16 protein-coding genes are annotated in these 16,291 nt (G+C 60.1%); 9 read left to right on the top strand and 7 right to left on the bottom strand.

The annotated features are described in order from the left end of the window. Positions 1–4: 4 nt before the first annotated feature. The 5 genes from AC1DNW_RS01420 to AC1DNW_RS01400 all read left to right on the top strand — a co-directional run bounded on the left by AC1DNW_RS01420 (position 5) and on the right by AC1DNW_RS01400 (position 6,174). A complete protein-coding gene (locus AC1DNW_RS01420) occupies positions 5–1,531 on the top strand; it encodes a sugar ABC transporter ATP-binding protein (RefSeq protein ID WP_113310365.1) in 1,527 nt (508 codons plus the stop codon). An 84-nt stretch (positions 1,532–1,615) separates the two neighbouring features. After that, positions 1,616–2,620, top strand: a complete 1,005-nt coding sequence (locus tag AC1DNW_RS01415) for an ABC transporter permease (protein WP_113295986.1) — start codon at positions 1,616–1,618, stop codon at positions 2,618–2,620. Positions 2,621–2,706: 86 nt separating this feature from the next. Further along, a complete protein-coding gene (locus AC1DNW_RS01410; protein ID WP_113295987.1) occupies positions 2,707–3,654 on the top strand; it encodes a substrate-binding domain-containing protein in 948 nt (315 codons plus the stop codon). Between the two features lie 249 nt (positions 3,655–3,903). Continuing rightward, positions 3,904–4,959 (top strand): sugar phosphate isomerase/epimerase family protein, encoded by a 1,056-nt coding sequence (locus AC1DNW_RS01405; protein ID WP_113295988.1) that lies wholly within the window; start codon positions 3,904–3,906, stop codon positions 4,957–4,959. A 27-nt stretch (positions 4,960–4,986) separates the two neighbouring features. Further along, positions 4,987–6,174, top strand: coding sequence for a Gfo/Idh/MocA family protein (locus AC1DNW_RS01400; protein WP_113310364.1), 1,188 nt, complete (start codon positions 4,987–4,989; stop codon positions 6,172–6,174). Between the two features lie 79 nt (positions 6,175–6,253). On the opposite strand, the gene AC1DNW_RS01395 is transcribed toward AC1DNW_RS01400, so the two are convergent. Continuing rightward, entirely contained in the window at positions 6,254–6,661 is a 408-nt protein-coding gene (locus AC1DNW_RS01395; RefSeq protein ID WP_113310363.1) for a DoxX family protein, read from the bottom strand. Positions 6,662–6,902: 241 nt separating this feature from the next. Here AC1DNW_RS01395 and AC1DNW_RS01390 point away from each other — a divergent pair, with 241 nt between their 5' ends. Further along, on the top strand, positions 6,903–8,276 hold the full coding sequence (locus AC1DNW_RS01390; RefSeq protein ID WP_113310362.1) for a GH1 family beta-glucosidase: 1,374 nt from the start codon (positions 6,903–6,905) through the stop codon (positions 8,274–8,276). A gap of 52 nt (positions 8,277–8,328) precedes the next feature. Here the strand turns inward: AC1DNW_RS01390 and AC1DNW_RS01385 are convergent, their stop codons facing one another. After that, on the bottom strand, positions 8,329–8,793 hold the full coding sequence (locus tag AC1DNW_RS01385) for a hypothetical protein (protein WP_113310361.1): 465 nt from the start codon (positions 8,791–8,793) through the stop codon (positions 8,329–8,331). Further along, positions 8,790–9,260, bottom strand: coding sequence for a MarR family transcriptional regulator (locus AC1DNW_RS01380; protein WP_113310360.1), 471 nt, complete (start codon positions 9,258–9,260; stop codon positions 8,790–8,792). The genes AC1DNW_RS01385 and AC1DNW_RS01380 overlap by 4 nt, the downstream gene beginning before the upstream one ends. 181 nt (positions 9,261–9,441) lie before the next feature. On the opposite strand from AC1DNW_RS01380, the gene AC1DNW_RS01375 reads away from it, so the two are divergent. Continuing rightward, on the top strand, positions 9,442–11,646 hold the full coding sequence (locus tag AC1DNW_RS01375; RefSeq protein ID WP_113310410.1) for an EAL domain-containing protein: 2,205 nt from the start codon (positions 9,442–9,444) through the stop codon (positions 11,644–11,646). Between the two features lie 72 nt (positions 11,647–11,718). On the opposite strand, the gene trhO is transcribed toward AC1DNW_RS01375, so the two are convergent. The 4 genes from trhO to AC1DNW_RS01355 all read right to left on the bottom strand — a co-directional run bounded on the left by trhO (position 11,719) and on the right by AC1DNW_RS01355 (position 14,645). Then, complete coding sequence (gene trhO / locus AC1DNW_RS01370; protein WP_113310409.1) at positions 11,719–12,648, bottom strand: oxygen-dependent tRNA uridine(34) hydroxylase TrhO; 930 nt, start codon at positions 12,646–12,648, stop codon at positions 11,719–11,721. A gap of 71 nt (positions 12,649–12,719) precedes the next feature. Further along, positions 12,720–13,196, bottom strand: coding sequence for a VOC family protein (locus tag AC1DNW_RS01365; RefSeq protein WP_477851775.1), 477 nt, complete (start codon positions 13,194–13,196; stop codon positions 12,720–12,722). 74 nt (positions 13,197–13,270) lie between these two features. Then, entirely contained in the window at positions 13,271–14,179 is a 909-nt protein-coding gene (locus tag AC1DNW_RS01360; RefSeq protein ID WP_477851774.1) for a CHAD domain-containing protein, read from the bottom strand. Next, on the bottom strand, positions 14,157–14,645 hold the full coding sequence (locus tag AC1DNW_RS01355) for a CYTH domain-containing protein (protein WP_113295995.1): 489 nt from the start codon (positions 14,643–14,645) through the stop codon (positions 14,157–14,159). The genes AC1DNW_RS01360 and AC1DNW_RS01355 overlap by 23 nt, the downstream gene beginning before the upstream one ends. A 151-nt stretch (positions 14,646–14,796) precedes the next feature. Here AC1DNW_RS01355 and AC1DNW_RS01350 point away from each other — a divergent pair, with 151 nt between their 5' ends. After that, positions 14,797–15,435, top strand: a complete 639-nt coding sequence (locus AC1DNW_RS01350; protein WP_113181532.1) for a 2-dehydro-3-deoxy-phosphogluconate aldolase — start codon at positions 14,797–14,799, stop codon at positions 15,433–15,435. 128 nt (positions 15,436–15,563) lie between these two features. Next, a complete protein-coding gene (locus AC1DNW_RS01345; RefSeq protein ID WP_477851772.1) occupies positions 15,564–16,283 on the top strand; it encodes a tellurite resistance TerB family protein in 720 nt (239 codons plus the stop codon). The last annotated feature ends 8 nt before the right edge of the window (positions 16,284–16,291 follow it).

The following is a 16,291-nucleotide window of genomic DNA, read 5'->3' as shown; positions in this document are numbered from 1 at the left end:
AATCATGAGCATGGATACCGCAGAGGCTGCGCCGGTGGTGTTGTCCGCCAGGCGCATTTGCAAGTCTTTCAGCGGCGTGCAGGTTCTTTTCAGCGTCAATTTCGATCTTCGCGCCGGTGAAATTCACGCGCTGATGGGCGAAAACGGTGCTGGAAAATCGACCCTCGTCAAGATTCTCTCCGGTTTCGAGCAGCCGACATCGGGTGAAATCCTGCTGGATGGCAAGGTCGTGGCGCTCCCGCCGAACGGTGCGGCCGAGGCGCTCGGAATCGTCATTATCCATCAAGAATTCAATCTCGCCGAACATCTGACCGTGACCGAGAGCCTGTTTCTCGGGCGCGAGGTTACGCATTTCGGCGTGCTCGACCGCAAGCATATGCGAGCTGAGACGCGCCGGGTGCTCGACCTGCTCGGTTCGCATGTCGACGAGAATGCAATGATCAGTTCGCTTTCCATCGCCGACAAACAGATGGTCGAGATCGCCAAGGCCATCAGTCGCGATGCGCGCGTCGTCTTCATGGACGAGCCGACGGCAGTCCTGTCGCGCGAGGAAACCAGCATGCTCTTCAAGCAGGTGCGTAAACTGCGCGATCAGGGCACCAGCTTTGTCTTCGTTTCCCACAAGTTGGACGAGGTGATGGAGTTGACCGACATGGTCACGGTCCTGCGTGACGGCCAATGGGTGAAGACGGCGCCGACCTCTATGCTGGACGGTGAATCCATCGCTCAGCTCATGGTTGGCCGGGAGCTTTCCAGCCTCTATCCCGCCAAGGTCGAACCCAACGTCGACGAAGAAATCGTGCTTCGCGTCAGTTCAGTTTCGACCGGCTATGTGCAGGACGCGAGCTTTGAGGTGCGCAAGGGCGAAGTGATTGGCTTTTCCGGACTGATCGGCTCGGGCCGCACGGAATTGATGGAGGCGATTGCCGGCCTTCGTTCACGGCTTTCGGGCGAGGTCGTCATCCATGGCGAGAGCGTGTCTTCGGGCGATGCGCGCGCCGTCAATCGCGCTGGCCTTGCCTACATGACCAAGGACCGCAAGTCGAAAGGCCTGCTGCTCAGTTCGGGCATGATTGCCAATCTGACGCTGCAGTCGCTCGAGCGTCATGTCAGCCACGGTTATCTCAGCCCCGGCAGCGAGGCGGCGGCTCTTGCCAAGGCCAAGCGCCGCTTCGACATCAGGGTACGCGACGGCAATATCATTGCTGGGCGCATGTCGGGCGGCAACCAGCAGAAGCTGCTTCTGGCCAAGGTCATGGAGACCGAGCCGCAGATCATCATCATCGATGAGCCGACACGAGGGATCGATGTCGGCACCAAGCAGCAGATCTATCATTTCATCTCGGCGCTCGCCCGCGACGGGCGGGCAATCATAGTCGTCTCCTCGGAGATGCCCGAGGTCATCGGCCTCTGTACGCGCGTGGCCGTCATGCGCGAGGGTCGGATTGTCGGCATCCTCGAGGGCGATGAAATTTCCGAGCAGGAAATCATGCGTTACGCGGCAGGCCTGAAGCGTCAGGTAGCCGCCTGACGCCGGCAGAGCGCGGTATGGGCGGCCCGCACGCGGGACAAACAAGATGCCCAGTAGTAATGGGACGGGAGGTTGGTTTTGGACATGAGTGTTAACGAGGAGACCAGGGAAATCCGGCGCAGATCCTGGCGTGATGTCGATCTTCGTGCGGTAGCGCCCTTTGCCGCACTGGCCTTGCTCCTCATCGTGGGCGCGCTGGTCAATCCCAATTTCATCGGCCTCACCAACCTTACGAATGTCGCGACGCGCTGCGCCTTCATTGCGATCATCGCCGTCGGCGCGACCTTCGTGATCTCGGCCGGCGACCTCGACCTTTCCGTCGGCTCCATGGTGGCCTTTGTCGCCAGCCTGATGATCCTACTGATCAATTCCGGCGTCATCGCCGATCCGACGCTGATGCTGGTTGCAGCTGTCGTCTTCGCCGTGGTCGCCGGAGCGCTCTGTGGTCTTGCAAACGGTCTCATCACGACGGTCGGCAAGATCGAACCCTTCATTGCCACCCTTGGTACGATGGGCATCTACCGCGGCTTGACGACATGGCTGTCGCAGGGCGGTGCGATCACGCTGCGCTCTGCGGATATCCAGACGCTTTATCGCCCTGCCTATTTCGGCAGTTTTCTCGGCGTGCCGGTGCCGATCGTCGTCATCCTGGCGGTCACCGCGGTCGCAGCCTTCATTCTCTATCGCACGCGTTACGGCCGGCATGTTGTGGCTGTCGGCTCGAACAGCGATGTGGCGCGCTATTCCGGTATTGCGGTAAACCGCGTGCGCACCATCGCCTTCGTCATTCAGGGTCTCTGCGTGGCGATTGCAGTGCTGCTCTACGTGCCACGCCTTGGCTCGACTTCGGCAACGACCGGCATCCTGTGGGAGCTGCAGGCGATCACGGCCGTCGTCGTTGGTGGCACGGCGCTGAAGGGCGGGGCCGGCCGGGTATGGGGCACGATCTGCGGTGCCTTCATTCTCGAACTCGTCGGCAACATCATGCTGCTTTCGAACTTCATCAGCGAATATCTCATCGGCGCGATCCAGGGTGCGATCATCATCATCGCCATGCTGGTGCAGCGGTCGCTGGTGCGCAAATCGTAAGGCAGCCTGTTTTTCGAATTGGCCGGGCTATCCAGGGCACCCGGTTCGGATTGGAGAAGTCCCTGATATTTTTGGGAGGAAATAGCATGCGCAAGCTCATGTTGGGTCTGGCTGTTGCGGGGGTGGCTTTTGCCGGCGCAGCCTACGCCCAGGACAAGAATTATACGATCGGTGTGTCCATTCCGGCCGCTGACCATGGCTGGACGTCGGGCGTCGTGTTTCACGCCGAGCGCGTTGCCAAGAAGCTGATGGCCGAACATCCGGGCCTGAACGTCATCGTCAAGACCTCGCCGGATGCCGCAACGCAGGCAAACGCCGTACAGGACCTCGATACGCAGGGCATCGATGCGCTTGTCATCCTGCCTTCCGATCCGGATCCGCTCGTCAACGCCATCAAGGAAGTCAAGGGCAAGGGCAAGTTCGTTGCGCTCGTCGACCGTGCGCCGTCGAGCAACGACAATTCCGTGCGTGACCTTTACGTTGCCGGCAACAACCCGGCGCTCGGCGAAGTCGCCGGCAAGTACATTGCTGGAAAGACGCCAGAAGCCGAAGTCGTTATCATCCGCGGTCTGCCGATCCCGATCGACCAGCAGCGCCAGGACGGCTTCGACAAGGGTATCGCCGGCTCCAAGGTCAAGGTTCTCGACCGTCAGTACGGCAACTGGAACCGCGACGATGCCTTCAAGGTCATGCAGGACTATCTGACGAAGTATCCGAAGATCGACGTCGTATGGTGCCAGGATGACGACATGGCTGTCGGCGTTCTGCAGGCCATCGAGCAGGCCAAGCGCACCGACATCCAGTATGTCGTTGCCGGCGCCGGCTCCAAGGACATGATCAAGAAGGTCATGGATGGCGACAAGCTGATCCCGGTCGACGTTCTCTATCCGCCGGCAATGGTCGGTACGGCAATGGAACTGACGGCTGCTGCGCTTTACGATCAGGTTCCGGTTCACGGCAACTACATCCTGGACGCGACGCTCGTCACCAAGGAGAATGCCAAGAACTTCTACTTCCCGGACTCTCCGTTCTGATAACCGCTTTCGATGAATGCGCCCGTTCGCAAGGATGGGCGCATTTTCGTGCCTTCAGACAAGTTGCAGCCAAAATGCGGCACGTACCTCTTGCCCATCTGCGGCGAGCGTGATTAGGTCCAGTCCGCGTTGATTTTCGGCTAACCCGCCAAATCCTTCGCATTGGCGGGGAGGCGCCTTTTCTTTACCGAACGGCGCACTAGGATTTATCGAAAACGTTTACGATCGATATTCAGGGAGGAATCTGACATGAAGACGATCAAGGGCCCCGGCCTGTTCCTTGGGCAATTCGCGGGCGATACCGCGCCTTTCAATTCCTGGGACGCGATCACCAAATGGGCGGCCGACACCGGCTACAAGGGCGTGCAGGTTCCGACCTGGGCAAGCCAGCTCATCGACCTCAAGAAGGCGGCGACCTCCAAGGACTACTGCGATGAATTCGCAGGCAAGGCGCGCGAAAATGGCGTCGAGGTCACCGAACTTTCCACCCACCTGCAGGGCCAGCTCGTTGCCGTTCATCCGGCCTATGACGAAGCCTTCGATGGTTTTGCCGCACCTGAAGTGCGCGGCAATCCGAAGGCGCGCCAGGAATGGGCCGTGCAGCAGGTCAAGTATGCCCTGACGGCTTCCAAGCATCTCGGCCTCAAGGCGCATGCGACCTTCTCCGGGGCGCTTGCCTGGCCCTTCATCTATCCCTGGCCGCAGCGCCCTGCCGGTCTCGTCGAGACCGCCTTCGACGAGCTTGCCCGCCGCTGGAAGCCGATCCTCGACCATGCCGACGAAAACGGCATCGACGTCTGCTACGAAATCCATCCGGGCGAAGACCTGCACGACGGCATCACCTACGAGATGTTCCTGGAACGCGTCGGCAACCATCCGCGCGCCAACATGCTTTACGATCCGTCGCACTACGTTCTGCAGTGCCTCGACTATCTCGACAATATCGACATCTACAAAGACCGCATCAAGATGTTCCACGTCAAGGATGCGGAGTTCAATCCGACCGGACGCCAGGGCGTTTACGGCGGCTATCAGGGCTGGGTCGAGCGTGCCGGCCGCTTCCGCTCGCTGGGCGACGGCCAGGTCGATTTCGGCGCCGTCTTCTCCAAGATGACCGCCAACAACTTCGATGGCTGGGCCGTGGTCGAATGGGAATGCGCGCTGAAGCATCCGGAAGACGGCGCGCGTGAAGGCGCTGAATTCGTCGCGGCGCACATCATCCGCGTCACTGAAAAGGCCTTCGACGATTTCGCTGCCGGCGGCACCGATCAGGCGGCCAACCGACGCATGTTGGGTCTGTCGTAACCGGATCAGGATTTCGAGGAGAATATCATGGCAATCGAAGCATCATCCGAACAGACCCGCGAGCCGCGCATCCGGCTCGGCATGGTCGGAGGCGGGGCTGGCGCCTTCATCGGCGCCGTCCACCGTATCGCCGCGCGTATCGACGATCAGTATGATCTGATCGCCGGTGCATTGTCGTCGACGCCGGAAAAGGCTGCACAGTCGGGTCGTGATCTCGGTCTCGATCCGTCGCGCACCTATTCCAGCTACCGGGAAATGGCGATCCGCGAAGCCAAGCTGAAGAACGGCATCGAAGCCGTTTCCATCGTCACGCCGAACCACGTGCACTATGATGCGGCGAAGGAATTCCTGCGCCGCGGCATCCACGTCATCTGCGACAAGCCGCTGACCTCAAACCTTGCCGATGCCAAGAAGCTGAAGAAGGTTGCCGACGAGAGCGGCGCTCTCTTCATCCTGACGCATAACTACACCGGCTATCCGATGGTCCGTCAGGCGCGCGAAATGGTCGCCAATGGCGAGCTTGGCGATATCCGCATCGTTCAGGCCGAATATCCGCAGGACTGGCTGACGGAAGCGATCGAGCAGTCCGGCCAGAAGCAGGCCGCATGGCGCACCGACCCGGCGCAATCAGGCGTCGGCGGTTCGACCGGCGATATCGGCACGCATGCCTATAACCTTGCGTCCTTCATCACCGGCCTGGAACTCGACAGCCTTGCTGCCGATCTCGACAGCTTCGTGCCGGGCCGTCGTCTCGACGACAACGCCCACGTGATGCTGCGCTTCAAGGCCAAGGGGTCGGAAAAGCCGGCCAAGGGCATGCTCTGGTGCAGCCAGGTGGCGCCGGGCCACGAGAACGGTCTCAAGGTGCGCGTCTATGGCACCAAGGGTGGTTTCGAATGGGTCCAGGCCGATCCGAACTACCTCTGGTACACGCCGTTTGGCGAGTCAAAGCGGTTGATCACCCGCAACGGCGCCGGTTCCGGTGCTGCTGCTGCCCGGGTTTCACGCGTTCCCTCCGGTCATCCGGAAGGTTATCTCGAAGCCTTTGCGACGATCTATACGGAAGCCGCACACGCCATCAACGCCCACAAGAAGGGCAAGGCTGTCGATAAGGCCGTGGTCTACCCGACAGTCGATGACGGCGTGAAGGGTGTCGCCTTCGTCGAGGCCTGCGTCGCGTCGTCCAAGCGCAACGGTGCCTGGGTCAAGGTCTGAATTTCCGAGCCAATCAGGCGCATGTCATTAAAAAACGCCGGGGCGGTTGGATATCGCCCCGGCGTTTTTTCTGCGGTGATCAGGCGGCAACCGCAGTGCGGTTGCGCTTCAGCAGGTGTTCGATGCTGAAAGGTCCGGCGCCGGCGGCGACCAGATAAAGGAAGACGAAGCAGAACAGGATTGCCGCGACGCCGCCATTCTGCGCCGGGAAAAAGCTCTTCGATGCGTGGCCGATGAAATAGGCTGATGCCATCAGGCCGGAAAGCACGAAGGCTGCGATGCGTGTCTGGAAACCGATGAGCACCAGGAAGCCGAGCGTGAGTTCGATAAGGCCGGCAACCCACGAAAGCGAGCCGATGGGCGGCACGCTTGCTGCAGCCGGGAAAAGCAGGATCTTTTGCGTCCCGTAGCTGAAAAGCACAAGTGACGAGACGATGCGCAGCAGGCTCAAGAAATGCGGCTGCAGCAAATGGATCGAAGAGAACATTCGTTTCCTTTCATATTGTGATGCCCTTTCCGGTGTAAGGATCGCGGTCGCGACAGCAAATCACGACTGCTGACATTGGCGTTATGAGATTGGGGAGAGAGGCCGCTGGTGGGCCCGCAGCCGTCTTGTCTTTCTTCCTGCAACGTTACAGTTTTTCTTTCCGCCGGCCTGTACTTTGCCATCAGGCTTGGCTAAACCCCGCGCAAACGGTCAGTCCATAACTGAGAGATGGGATTCACAGATGATCGATCCGAAAACGCTTGCCGACCGCTTCCCCGGCGATTTCACCTTCGGTGTTGCCACCGCTGCCTTCCAGATCGAAGGCGCCAGCAAAGCCGATGGCCGCAAGCCATCCATCTGGGACGCCTTCTGTAACATGCCGGGCCGCGTCCATAACCGTGATAACGGCGATGTCGCCTGCGACCACTATAACCGGCTGGACCAGGACCTCGATCTCATCAAGAGCATGGGCGTCGATGCCTATCGTTTCTCGATCGCCTGGCCGCGCATCATCCCCGATGGCACCGGTCCGGTGAACGAGGCCGGCCTCGATTTCTACGATCGTCTCGTCGACGGCTGCAAGGCGCGCGGCATCAAGACCTTCGCGACGCTCTATCACTGGGACCTGCCGCTGCTGCTCGCCGGTGACGGCGGCTGGACGGCGCGTTCGACGGCTTACGCCTATCAGCGTTATGCCAAGACTGTCATGAGCCGCCTTGGCGACCGCCTCGACAGCGTCGCGACCTTCAACGAGCCTTGGTGCATCGTCTGGCTCAGCCATCTCTATGGCATTCATGCGCCGGGCGAGCGCAACATGCAGGCCGCGCTTCATGCCATGCACTACATGAACCTTGCGCATGGTCTCGGTGTCGAGGCGATCCGTTCTGAAGCGCCTGGTGTGCCTGTCGGTCTGGTGCTCAATGCCTCCTCGATCATTCCCGGTTCGGACAATGCGGCCGATCTTGCTGCCGGCGAACGCGCCCATCAGTTTCATAACGGCGCTTTCTTCGACCCTGTCTTCAAGGGTGAATATCCCAGGGAATTCGTCGAGGCACTCGGCGATCGCATGCCCATCATCGAGGACGGTGACCTCAAGATCATCAACCAGAAGCTCGATTGGTGGGGCCTGAACTACTACAAGCCGGAGCGCGTCGCCGACGATGCCAGCCGCAAGGGCGACTTCCCCTGGACGGTGGAAGCACCTCCTGCAAGCGACGTGAAGACGGATATCGGCTGGGAAGTATATTCGCCGGGCCTCAAGCTGCTCGTCGAGGACCTCTACCGCCGCTACGAACTGCCGGAATGCTACATCACCGAGAACGGCGCCTGCGATAATACCGATGTGGTCGATGGTGAGGTCGATGACGTGATGCGCCTCGACTATGTCAGCGATCACCTCGATGTCGTTGCTGGTCTCATCAAGGACGGCTATCCGATGCGCGGTTACTTTGCCTGGAGCCTGATGGACAATTTCGAATGGGCGGAAGGCTATCGCATGCGCTTCGGCCTCGTCCATGTCGACTACGAAACGCAGGTTCGCACGCTCAAGAAGAGCGGCAAGTGGTATCGCGAACTCGCCAGCCAGTTCCCGAAGGGTAATCACAAGGCCGTCTGAGGCCAGGTATTTCTAGCAGACATTTTCGGCGGGGCATCAATGCCCTGCCGTTTCAGATCGCATTCAGCGTCTTTGCTGCTGCGAGACGTTTTCCTCTCGTCATTTTCCGTCCGTCGCGGAAATTCCGGGCGAGCAGCGCAAGCTGGACGGAGCCGGCCAGCACTTCCAGCGTTTGCATTCCGTAGAAGAGAATATCGAACAGGCCTGCCGTCGCGCGAAGGTAAAGCAGGACTGCCAGGGGCAGGAGGATCAGCAGCCCGTTTGCTGCAATGATCTTCATCCGTCTGCGCTTCCTTTCGATAGCCGGCGAAAGACGGTCGCGGGCAAGTGAAAAGCCGCTGCCGCCTGACATTGCGAGCGCCGGGATCAGCAGACAGAGGCCGGCAAGGATCGCTTTCTTGACGGCAAGAATAGCGGTCGCATCCAGAAGAAGTTCGGAGATCAGTGTTGCGGTCAGAAAACCCGCAATCAGGATCATGGCGACTGCGCCCGCGCCGGCATGAATGATCGTTTTCATTTCCGCTCCTCGCTTTTTGTGGCGTCCAGCGCCAGCCGTTGGTCGAACCTGTTCAGAAGATCGAGCGCCGCCCGCAGCTCCGTTGCATTTAGCCCGCCGGCAAGCGCATTGACCCAGCCGGTAAGAAGCGCTGATATCCGCGCATAACTCTCAGCGCCTTGCGGCGTCAGCACATAGAAGGGCGAGCGCTGATGGCGCGGGTTGGGCCGCTTTTCGATGAAGCCGTCTTCCTCCAGCTTGTTCACCTGCTTTTGGGCGCCCTGGCGGGTCATGCCCATCATCTCGGCAATGGCGGGCACCGTGACATGACCGGGAGACAGCGAAATTGCTCCGAGCACCTGCCAGCGGGCGCTGGTGAGGTTCAGCGGTGCGCCCAGCCGGTCGCCGCCGTCCAGCAGTCGTCCGTTGATGCGGAAGACCATAAGCATGATGTCCGTCAGCAAATCCGCTGCGATCGTGCGTTTCAAGATCTGCGGTTCTCCATATGAAATTACGGAAACTAGTTACCATTATTGGAAACTAGTTGTCAATCTGCGGAAATATGAGGTATTCCAGTAAATCCTGAGCCGGATTCTCGATAGTTCTCATGATTTTAAGCGTTTCTTGACCCTTGACTGCGAAGGTTTATTGAACGGGGAGTTGTATGAATTGCCGGCAGTCTTGAGGTCTAAAAGCAACGGATCGGGTTTGGGCCGCCATACCACGGTTACTGGCGTGCTTTTTTCCTTTGCGATCATTGTCGCTGTTGTCACCATCATGGTTCTGACGGCGCTGGAGCGTGTTTCCGAAAATGCCAATGTGCTAGACGACGAGCGTTCGCGTGAAACGACGGTTGGCGCAGTCAAGACCTTCGAGAACCAGCTTGCTGCTACGCTTGATGACTACGCCGCCTGGGATGACGCGGCTGCCAATGTCTACGAGCCGGAGGGCATGGCATGGACGATCAGCAATTATGGCGAGATGTCCCTCAATAGCTCTCTCTTCGATATGGCCATCGTCATTGACGACCAGAAGGAGACCGTCATGTCCTATCAGGACGGTTTGCCAATGCCGATGCCGGTCAGTGATTTCTTCTCCCCATCACTTTGGCGGCTTCTGGACAAGGTTCGTGGACCTGATGCCGGCGAGAAGCCGGAAGCCACCGGTTTCATCAAGACCGCCAGAGGCATTGCCGCCGTCGGTATCGCGCTTGTGCGAGAGAAGTCAGGTGAGCTTGATATTCCTGCCGGTCGACATCGCTATCTGATTTTCGCCCGGCATCTCGATGATGCAAAAATATCTGCTCTCGGCACCACTTACGTGCTGAACGGATTGCGGCTGGTGCCAGCGGATTTTGCCTCGTCCTATTCGGTGGAAATCGCAGACCCTGCTCGCGCGGTTCTTGGCAAGCTTGTCTGGGTGTCGCGTTCGCCCGGCGATATCGGTTATGCGCAGGTTCGGCCCATGGTCATTCAGGCGCTTGGTCTTGTCGGCCTGTTCTTCGTCGTCCTGCTCATCATCGGCTGGCTGGCCGGGCGACGCCTGAAGGCGGAGGAAAACAGTGCGCGTGCGGAAGCGCTTCGCGATCGTCTGAGCGGTCTTTCCAACCGCGATGGCTTGAGCCTCGCGATGGACAGTTTCGTCGTGGAAGCGCGACAAACGAAGCGGAACGTCCTGCTGCTCTATCTCGACCTCGACGGCTTCAAGGAAGTCAACGACAGCTATGGCCATGGCACTGGCGACCAGCTGATCCGTGCTGTTGCGGCGGGGCTGGACGTGCTGATCCCTGATGATGCCGTGCTCGCGCGCATCGGCGGTGATGAATTCGCAATCGCTTTCCTTTCGGATGCGGAAAACGCCGCCGCACTGCAGCTGGCGGAGCAGATCCTCGATTTCCTTGCCGAGCCGCTCGAAGTCGGCCGGCGGATCGTCGTGGTTGGCGCCAGCATCGGCATCGCCATGTCGTCGCTCGGCTCGATCGACCGTGAAGAACTGGTACGCCGCGCCGATCTTGCCATGTACAAGGCAAAGGAAGCCGGACGCGCCCGCATGACGCTCTACGATCCGGCCATGGATACCGATCGCGCGCAGCGCAACGCGCTGGAGCTCGACCTGCGCATGGCAATCGAAAGCGGCGATCTCACGCTTGCCTATCAGCCGCTCGTCGACGCCGCGACGCATGAGATGAATGGCGTCGAAGCGCTGGTACGCTGGAACCGGCCCGGCCACGGCCCGGTTTCGCCTGAAGTCTTCATCCCCATTGCCGAAACCAGCGGGCTCATCGAATCCCTTGGCCTTTTCGTGCTGCGCAAGGCCTGTGAAACGGCTAAGCAGTGGCCGGAGCTGAAGATCTCGGTCAACGTTTCCCCGGGCCAGTTCCGCAATCCGGCCTTCACCGATTATGTTCGCTACGTGCTGAAGCAGACGGAGATCGAGGCAAGCCGCGTTACGCTTGAAATCACTGAAGGCTACATGATCCAAAACCCGCAGCGCACGCGCCAGTCGATCGATCGCCTCAAGTCGCTCGGCGTCAAGGTGGCGCTCGACGATTTCGGCTCCGGCTTCTCTTCGATCGGCTACCTCCGGCAGTTCGGCTTCGACCGCATCAAGATCGACCGCTCGCTGGTCATCGATGTTACCACTGACAGCCGGCAGCGGGAAATGCTGCAGGCGACGGTGGCACTAGCCCGCGCACTGGATATCCCCGTCACCGCCGAAGGCATCGAGACGGAGGAGCAGGCAATTGCGCTGCGTCTCTTCGGCTGCGACAGCCTGCAGGGCTATTTCTTCGGCAAGCCGATGGCCGCCGATCAGATCAATGGCTTGCTGCAGGAGCGACGCAAGACCCGGTCGCAGCGCCGAATCGCAGGGTAGAGCTTCGCTCTATCTCTCAGCTCTCAAGCAATTCCGGACGCAAAACTGCTGCGCACTTTTGCTGGAATTCCTCTACGTGCCGATATGTTTTTGGCCGCGCTTCTTGGCGAGTGCGATCTGGTGCTGGCGCTGACGATAGCGCAGACGGTCTTCTTCGCTGCGCGTATGGTAGCAGTTGCTGCAGGAAACGCCTTCCTCGTAGTGAGGCGAGGTGACCTCTTCTACCGTGATCGGGTTGCGACAGGCATGGCAGAGCTTGTGCTCGCCTTCCTTCAGGCCGTGTTCGACGGAAACGCGCTCGTCGAAGACGAAGCAGGCCCCTTCCCAAAGGCTTTCTTCCTGCGGCACTTCCTCAAGATATTTCAGGATGCCGCCCTTGAGGTGATAGACCTCTTCGAAGCCCTGTTCCTTCATGAAGGCGGTCGCCTTCTCGCAGCGAATGCCGCCGGTGCAATACATTGCAATCTTCGGCTTGTTGTGCAGGCCGGGATTGTTGTGCACCCAGTCTGGAAACTCACGGAAGGTCTTGGTCTGGGGGTCAAGCGCCCCGCGGAAGATGCCGATCGCCGTCTCGTAGTCGTTGCGGGTATCGATGACTATTGTGTCGGGATCCGAGATCAGTGCATTCCAGTCACTGGGATCGACATAGGTCCCGACCACCTTGTTGGGGTCGATATTCTCGACGCCCATGGTGACGATTTCTTTCTTCAGTTTCGCCTTCATGCGCAGGAACGGCATTTTGGACGCGCGGCTTTCCTTGTGCTCCAGGGCAACAAATTCCGGCTGCGCGCGCAGGAAGGAGAGGACGGCATGGATGCCGGCATCCGGTCCGGCAATCGTGCCATTGATGCCCTCATGAGCGAGCAGAAGCGTGCCCTTCACGCCATTCTCCTCGCACAGCGCCTGCAACGGCGCCTGCAGGCTCTCGAAGCGCGGCAGGGATACGAAATGATAGAGCGCTGCCACCAGGAAGGGGCTTGTTTGGGTCGCATTGTCGGTCATGCGCGTGGAAATACAGAATATGCCGTCCCTGCGCAATGACATTACGCAAGGACGGCATTGTCGGATTGTGCCTATCCGCGCGCCTTCCATTCGGCGTAGGACCGCATGCCAAACGCAGCATCCGGCTCCTCGTCGAGCACGCTCAGGAATTCGATCGAATGTCCGTCGGGATCGTTGAAATAGAGCGACAGCGCCGGCATCCAGCCGATGACGATCGGTTCGGTGATCGGCTCGCCGTGAAAGCCGTGCAGTTTCAGGCCCTTGTCGATCAGCAGCGCCGGCGCCCGCATCATTTCCTCCTGCGACAAGCGGAAGGCCATGTGCAGGCGCATCTTCAAGGGGCTGGTGCCGGTTTCCCAGAGGCCGAGCATGGCGTTCTTCTTGCCGTTCACCCAGAAGAAGGCGATGCGGCGTTCGGGAAATTCGGCGGCGAATTCGAGGCCCAGAATATCGCGGTAGAAGGGAATGGAGGTCTTCAGATCGGCGACGGTGAGATGGGTTTCGTAGATGCCCTGGATTTGCGGCATCGCGGCATTTTCGGCAGACATATTTTCCTCGGCAAGGTTCATTGACCGGCCGAGGCTACGACCTCAACTGATGTTGAGGTCAATGGGCAAATGCATCAATTTCGGAGCGAGCCCCAGAGTAGCTCCAGACGCTGCGCTTCATCATCGGGATCGTCGCCGTAGAGCGTTTCGGCGCTGAGCAGCGCCTCGCGGCGATCCTCCTGCTGGCGAAAGATGACGGCGTCCAGCAAATGGGCGAGATCGTCATTGCGGGTGAAGAGCTGCGGCTCCGCCTCCACGAGATCCGAGAGCACAGCGAGGTCGTTGATATGACCCAGGCGCTCGACAAGCTCCTTGGCGAAGTCGCGTTTGGCCTTCATCGCGCTCGGCCAGAGATCGCGCAAAAGCGCGTGGTAGAGGCGGTAGTCATAGGTGCGCTTGCGCAGTTCGTGGAAGTCTTCAGCCGCCGCATCCTCGTGGCAGGCATCCAGTGCCTCCCTCGCACGCGATGCCGTCCGGCGCCAGCTCTTTGCCAGCATGCGGGCATTCTTGCGATGGCTCTTGTCGAAGGCGACATCGTCGAGCGCTGCGATCGCTTCCCGCAAGGCGTGGGCAGCGTCGTGCAGCCGCTGTTCGAGGCCGCTTTCGGCTTCCGACATCCAGTCGCGCCGCGCCTCCAGGATAGAGACAATGCGGCCGAGCGCCTCGGCTTCTTCCGGGTTGCGGGCATTGTCCTGCAAGTAGCGAGCGGTATCGACAATTGCTGCGGCATCGCGGATCGCAGAGAGCGACCTTGCGGTATCCCTCAGCCGGGCGTTTTCCTGCTTCTGGAATTCCGGCACTTCGCGGGACACCAGACGATAGAGCGAGCGCAGCCGCTTGATGCTCTTGCGGAAGGCGTGAATTGCCTCATGGGCGCCTTCCGGCCGCTCTTCCAGGACGGTGATGGCGCGCGTGAGCTGCTCCTCGGCCACGCCTCGGAACTCGTCGGTAAAGTCGGCCTCAGGCCGTATGCGATAGCCCATGCCTGTCGTGCTCGAATTCTGTGGCAAGCGCCTGATTGGAATAGCGGAAGTCGCCCGTCACCTCGCGGCCGAGCCAAGCGGGCAGGGAGGGACTGTCGGTCTCAGCCTGCATCTCGACCTCGGCGATGATGAGGCCGCGATGGACGCCGGCGAAAACATCGACTTCCCAGACGAAACCTTCATGGGGCACGCGATGGCGCGTCTTTTCGATGACGATGCCGATGGCGTTTTCCAGCAGTTCCTCGGCGTCGGAGACGGGGATCTCATATTCGAATTCGTCGCGGGTGAGTGTGCTTCGGCCGATCTTCAGCGTTAGCCGCGCAGTCTTTTCATCAAGTATGCGAACGCGTACGGAGCGGTCGTCCATCGAGGCGACATAGCCCTGTTTCAGGACCGATTTCGACTGGACTGCGGAGCGCCATGCATCGCTGCGTACGAGGAACTTCCGCTCGATCTCTTTCGCCATACGAATGAACCTTTTGTGACGGTCGTAAAAGCCTAGCCCAATTCCCACCGATTTAATACCCGTCTTGTCGCGCGGGCTGGTTTTATCTCGACAAGCCCTTGTGAGAGCGTTATTCGAAAGCCGATTTCAATCGTTTAAGGGAACTGCGGCCATGGGCGAGAAGACAGAGAAACTCCTTTCCATCCTGAAACTCCAGCCCGTCGTTCCGGTCCTGATCGTCGAGGACGCGAAGTCGGCCGTGTCTCTCGCCCGCGCGCTCGTTGCCGGTGGTTTGAAGGCCATCGAGATCACCATGCGCACCCCGGCTGCTCTGGATGCCGTGCGCGCGGTTGCTGCTGAAGTAGAAGGCGCAGAAGTCGGCGCCGGCACCATTCTGAACGCTGCCCATTGGGAGGCCGCCGTACAGGCTGGCTCCAAGTTCATCGTCAGCCCCGGCACGACCCAGGAGCTTCTGGATGCTGCAGCCGATTCTCCGGTACCGCTGCTTCCGGGTGCTGCGACCGCAAGCGAAGTCATGGCGCTGCGCGAAGAAGGCTATCAGGTGTTGAAGTTCTTTCCGGCCGAGCAGGCCGGCGGTGCGGCCTATCTCAAGGCGCTTTCCTCGCCGCTTGCTGGGACGTTCTTCTGCCCGACCGGTGGCATCTCGCTGAAGAATGCCAACGACTATCTCTCGCTGCCGAACGTCATCTGCGTCGGCGGTTCGTGGGTTGCGCCGAAGGAGCTGGTTGCCGCAGGTGACTGGGCAGGCATCACCAAGCTCGCCTCCGAAGCTTTCGCGCTGAAGGGATGAGCTCTTAAAGCCCAGGTTTTGAAAGCTGACAGGTTTGAACGGGGGTGGCTGTACCGCCCTCGTTTGTATTTCGGCAGTCGCAAACCTATGTTCTCCTCCAGCCTTTAAAACAGGGAGAAGATGAGGACATGTTCGACGCGAAGAAACTACTGGACCAGTTTCTGGGATCGCAGGTGCCGGGCGTGGGCGGCAGCGTGCGCGACCGGGCAGGCGATGCGATCCAGGTGGCCAAGGACAATCCGTTGAAGGCCGGCGCGCTTGCCGCCGCGCTTCTCGGCACCAAGACCGGCCGCAGCATTGCAGGCAATGCCGTCGCTATCGGCGGTCTCGCAGCCATCGCAGGTCTCGGCTACCAGGCCTGGAAGAACTATCAGGCCGGACAGGCGCCCGCAGCACCCTCCGATGCGCCAACGGCGAACAATCCCGTTCTCCTGCCACCGCCTGCCGAATCCGGCTTCGGCTCGGCTTCACCTGCGACCAGCAATGAATTCGTGCTCATCCTCATCCGCGCCATGATTGCTGCGGCCAAGGCCGATGGCCATATCGACGATGCGGAACGCACGCTCATCATGGACAAGGTCAAGGCCGCCGATGTCAGCGGCGAGGCCGCAAGCTTCATCGAGCGCGAGCTTTCGGAGCCGACGGATATCGATGCGCTTGTCGCAGCCGCGGTGACAGAGGAACAGAAGGTCGAACTCTATACGGCGTCGCGCTTGACGATCGAACCGGATTCGCGTGCAGAACGCGGATATCTCGACCTGCTTGCCGGCCGGCTCGGTCTGCCCGACCAGCTCGTCGATCATATCGAAGCGACGGTCTCCTCCGCCAAGGTCACTCTCTCCCAGTAATCTTGGGG

The sequence above is a fragment of the Rhizobium sp. 05L429 genome (assembly GCF_056397645.1).
This window is presented reverse-complemented; position numbering and strand designations above follow the sequence as displayed.